Source organism: Microbacterium sp. (assembly GCF_031178525.1).
Classification (GTDB): Bacteria; Actinomycetota; Actinomycetes; order Actinomycetales; family Microbacteriaceae; genus Microbacterium.
Genome location: NZ_JAPSJA010000195.1, coordinates 1 through 4,401, shown reverse-complemented (window position 1 = coordinate 4,401; position 4,401 = coordinate 1). Strand labels below are relative to the sequence as shown.

5 protein-coding genes are annotated in these 4,401 nt (G+C 73.9%); 4 read left to right on the top strand and 1 reads right to left on the bottom strand.

Features of this window, described 5'->3' with window-relative positions; translation table 11 throughout:
• The first annotated feature begins 94 nt into the window (after positions 1–94).
• Genes RIF89_RS11300 through RIF89_RS11290 form a run of 3 tightly spaced genes read left to right on the top strand, consistent with a single transcriptional unit; the run spans position 95 to position 2,998 of the window.
• Entirely contained in the window at positions 95–904 is an 810-nt protein-coding gene (locus RIF89_RS11300; RefSeq protein ID WP_309069209.1) for a TIGR03943 family putative permease subunit, read from the top strand.
• A complete protein-coding gene (locus RIF89_RS11295; protein WP_309069208.1) occupies positions 894–2,312 on the top strand; it encodes a hypothetical protein in 1,419 nt (472 codons plus the stop codon). The genes RIF89_RS11300 and RIF89_RS11295 overlap by 11 nt, the downstream gene beginning before the upstream one ends.
• A 5-nt stretch (positions 2,313–2,317) precedes the next feature.
• Entirely contained in the window at positions 2,318–2,998 is a 681-nt protein-coding gene (locus RIF89_RS11290) for a DNA-3-methyladenine glycosylase (protein ID WP_309069207.1), read from the top strand.
• Here the strand turns inward: RIF89_RS11290 and RIF89_RS11285 are convergent.
• Positions 2,995–4,068 carry an FUSC family protein gene (locus RIF89_RS11285; RefSeq protein ID WP_309069206.1) on the bottom strand — a complete coding sequence of 358 codons (1,074 nt, stop codon included), beginning with the start codon at positions 4,066–4,068 and terminating at the stop codon, positions 2,995–2,997. The genes RIF89_RS11290 and RIF89_RS11285 overlap by 4 nt on opposite strands.
• 208 nt (positions 4,069–4,276) lie before the next feature.
• On the opposite strand from RIF89_RS11285, the gene rpmB reads away from it, so the two are divergent.
• Positions 4,277–4,401, top strand: a 125-nt coding sequence (gene rpmB / locus RIF89_RS11280; protein WP_309069210.1) for a 50S ribosomal protein L28, incomplete at its 3' end; no start/stop codon positions are given.

Below are 4,401 nucleotides of genomic sequence, written 5' to 3'. Positions count from 1 at the left end.
CTCATGCGCACGACCTTCACGTGGCGCACGCTCGCGGGCATCGTCGCCGTCGTGCTGCTGGCGGCGTTCGGGATCGGGATCGGGGTGAACCTCGTTGCGTAGCACCTGGGGGGCGGCCGGAACGCGGTGGCTCGGCGTGGGCCTCGCCGCGGTCCTCGCCGTCGTCACGCTCGGACTCGCGGTGACGGGGCGCCTCGCGCTCTACATCAACCCGGATCAGGCGTGGTTCGCCGTCGGGATGGCCGTGCTCGCTCTCATCGGCGCGGTCGCCTCGTTCGCGCTGCCGCTCGGCGCCGAGGCCGATCACGGGCACGACCACGGCGACGAGCACCGCCACGACCACGGCGACCACGAGCCCCACGAGGGCTCGGCCGGTTTCGGCACGCTCCCTCGCTCGACCGGCGCGGCGATGGGCTCGGCCGCGGCGTGGGTGGGCGGCGTCGCCGCGTCCACCGTCGCCGTGGCGGCGCTCGTGCTGCCGCCCGCCACTCTGTCGGTCGAGCTCGCGATGGCGCGTGACACGGGCACGGCACCGCTGTTCGCGGGCGCCGACGAGGTGCTGCTCGCCGCGGCCGACACGAGCACGTTCGGCGTCGGCGACTGGGCCGCGGTGTTCTCCAGCGCGACGAGCCCCGACTCCTTCGAGGGCACGCGCGTCGTGCTGACGGGGTTCGTCGCGCCCGCCGACGACGGCTCGCTGCGCCTGGGCCGCCTGGTCGTCACCCACTGCGTGATCGACGCGCAGCCGGCGACCGTGCCTGTCGCCGGGGACCAGGATGCTCTCGAAGCCGGTGCCTGGGTCGAGGTCGAGGGCGTCGTCACGACCGACGCCGCCGGAGCGCTCGTGATCCAGCCGCGTGACATCACCGCCGTCGATGCCCCGGACGATCCGTATGAGTACTGAGACCACACGGCGCGGCACGCGACGGCGCGCGGGACTGCGCCGCTTCGCGCTGACGCTCGTGGGCGTGCTCGCCGCGCTCGCCGTGCTCGGCGGGGCGGGCGCCGCCGTCAGCCTCGCACAGGGCCCGCGCGTGACCGAGGTGCAGGTCGATCCCGCCTCGGCGATCGAGGTGGCCGGCGCGCGCGCCATCCTGACCGTCAATCAGGCGCTCGCCGACGTGGATCCGGATCGGGTGAGCGTCACGCCCGCCGCACCGTTCACGGTGGATGCCGCCGGACGCAGCGTCGGCGTGCGCTTCACCGTGCCGCTCGATGACGACACCGAGTACACCGTGCGCGTCGACGGCGCGCGAGCCGTCGGCGGCGGGCCGGAGACCACGCTCGAGACGACGTTCACGACGCCGCCCGCGGAGGTCTTCCTGCTGCAGCGCGACCCGGACGGCGACGACACGATCTTCCGCTCGACGCTGGACGGCGAGAACGCGGTGCCGGTCTACACCGCGCCGACGATCGAGGACTTCCGCGCGACCTCCACGCGGCTCGTGGTCGCGACCGCCGAGGACGGCGTCTCCGGGCTGCAGGTGATGAACCGCGACGGATCGGACGTCACGGCCGTGACGCTGCCGGGAGAGGGCATCGTGCAGGCGCTGCAGGTGTCGCAGCGCGGCGACCTCGCGGGCTTCACCTACTCGGATCCCGGAGGACAGGGCGACGCGAGCGTGCTGTACACGGCGCGGCTGCGCGAGCCCGCGGCGGATCCGGTGCCGATCGAGGTGGGCGGCGAGGCCGTGAGCGTCGACCGCTGGCGCTTCGTGCCCGACTCGTCCGCGCTGCTGCTGATCGACTTCGACGGCGAGCTGATTTTGACGGACCCGGAGGCGGATGCCGACCCCGCGCTGCTGGGCGGCGCGATCACGATCGACGCGATCGCGCGCGGGACCTACACGGCGATCGTCGAGCGCGTCGAGCAGGGCATCCGGCAGCTCGACCTGCGCACGGGCGAGGAGACCGCGCTCGTCGAGCCGGATCGGGAGCTCGGCATGCTCGGAGCCGTCACGCCCGTCACGGCGGGCGGCGAGGGCAGGGCCGGCACGATCCGGCAGTACCAGCGGATGCTCGACAGCGGTCGTCCGGAGGCGCAGCTGCTCGCGCACGTGGCCGAGGACGGCACCGCGCGCGTGCTGTTCGAGGTCGGCGCCGAGGACGCGCTGCTGCAGGGCTGCGTGTCGCCGAGCGGACGCTACGTCGCCGCGCTCGTCGCGCCCGACATCCTCACCAATCCGTACGACGTGGGCGGCCAGCCGATCCCGGGCAGAGTGGAGACCCACATCGTCGAGGTCGACACGGGCGAGGAGGTGTCGGTGCTGTCGGGCTTCGACATCTCGTGGTGCACGACGGGGCCGTGGTGAGCGCGATGGACACCCACCGCCCCGCGCGCCGCGAGGACCTCGCGGGGCTGCCGGTCGACGTCGCGCCGACGCTGCTGGGCGCGCTGCTGCAGACGTCCCTGCCCGACGGCCCGGCCGGCATCGGCGGGACCGTGACCGTGCGGATCACCGAGGTCGAGGCCTATCACGGGCGGGGATCGGGTGACGTCGCGGATCCCGGATCCCACGCCCGCATGGGCCCCACCGCACGCAACGCCACGATGTGGGGCGAGGCCGGGCACCTCTACGTCTACCTCAGCCACGGCATCCACTCCTGCGTGAACGTGGTGTGCGGTCCTGCCGGGCAGGGCGACGGCATCCTGCTGCGCGCGGGCGAGATCGTCGAGGGCGCCGGGATCGCGCGACGGCGCCGCGAGGCCAAGGGTGTCGCACGCACCGACCGCGACCTCGCGCGCGGCCCCGGGCGCCTGGGCGATGCGGTCGGGCTGCGGCACGCGCTGCACGACGGCATCGACGCCGTGACGGGACAGCCGCGGGAGGGCGCCGTGGCCCGGCTCCACCTGCGCGTCGAGCCGCTCGCCGAGGTCGCGACCGGCCCCCGCGTCGGCGTCGCGGGGATCGCCGGCACGGCGGCCTATCCCTGGCGCTTCTGGATCCCGCGGGACCCGACCGTGTCGGCCTTCCGTCCCGGGCGCGGTGCCGTCTAGCCGGTGCGGCGGCGGGGATGGAGCACGCCCGTGACCGCCCCGAGCGCGGCGCCCACGAGCGTGTCGACGATGCGCTCGACCGCGATGCCGGGGGAGTGCACGTCGCCGGTCGCGACGCCCGTCAGCAGCAGCACGAGCGGCGTGATGAACGCCAGCGCCAGCGCGTAGTTGCGCACGACCACGAGCTCGATCACGAACTGCAGGGCGCCGAGCGCGATCGCCAGCCGGACCCCTGCCCAGGGGTCCTCCCAGGGCAGGGTGCTCAGGAGCAGGAACAGCCCCGCCCCCACCACGGTGCCCGCGGCGCGGTGGACGCCGCGCAGCAGCGCCGTGCCCCGATGCGCCGCCACGCCGATCACGCCGACGGCCGCGGTGACGATCCAGTACGCCCTATCCGGATCCACCCACAGCGCGGCGAGCGTGCCGATCACGGCGACGATCGCCACACGCGCGAGCAGGAGGCGCGCGTCGATCGTCCAGCGGGGGCCGGGCAGCAGCTCGCGCATCGGCCGCGGCGGGGTCTTCCTCGCGTCCGCTCGCAGGAGCGGGAGCGCGGACAGCAGCCAGGCGAACACGGTCCCCGCCGCGATCGCGGCCACCGACACCACGCGGTCGACGCCCGCGGCCGCGAGGTGCGCGGACAGGCCGAAGACCAGGACGAAGAAGAGCGGCCCAGGGGGACCCAGCGAGAAGCCGAACGCGAGCGCCGCGCTCGCGACCGCCACGAGCACGCCGCCGATGAGGGTCGCGGGCGACGAGAGCCCCGCGAGCGCGCCGAACGCCGCGGACAGCACGAGACCCGCGGCGGCGACGGGGATCACACGCACCCGGTCGACGGCGGGCAGGTGGGAGCCGAACAGCAGCGCGAACGCGCCGCTCGCCGCCTGCAGTCCGATGTCCGTGCGCCCCAGGGTCGTCATCACGAGGATCGGCACGGCGAACGCGAGTCCCGCCTGGGTCGCGATGGGCAGGCGCGGCCCCGGCGAGGGCGGCAGCCGCACCAGGCTGGTGAACGCGTGGCGCAGATCCGACGTCCAGCGCTCGGGACGAGCAGGCGCGGCGTTGTTCATCCCCTCCATCCTCCCTGACCGGCCGCACCCGCATCGGCCAGGGGCAACACGCCCGGGTGTGCTAGGCTGGGCGATTGTCTGCGTGCACTCCTGTGCGCAGTTCGTACATCTCCCTCCGAACACAGCCCGCAAGGGTCGGGGCGAGCGTGTGCAGACAAGAGACCTTGGGTGGCGTCGTCCGACGTCACGGTATTGAAGGAGAATCATCATGGCTGCTGTGTGCCAGGTGACCGGTGCCGTTCCCGGCTTCGGTCACAACATCTCGCACTCGCACCGTCGGACGAAGCGCCGCTTCGACCCGAACGTGCAGAAGAAGACCTACTACGTTCCGTC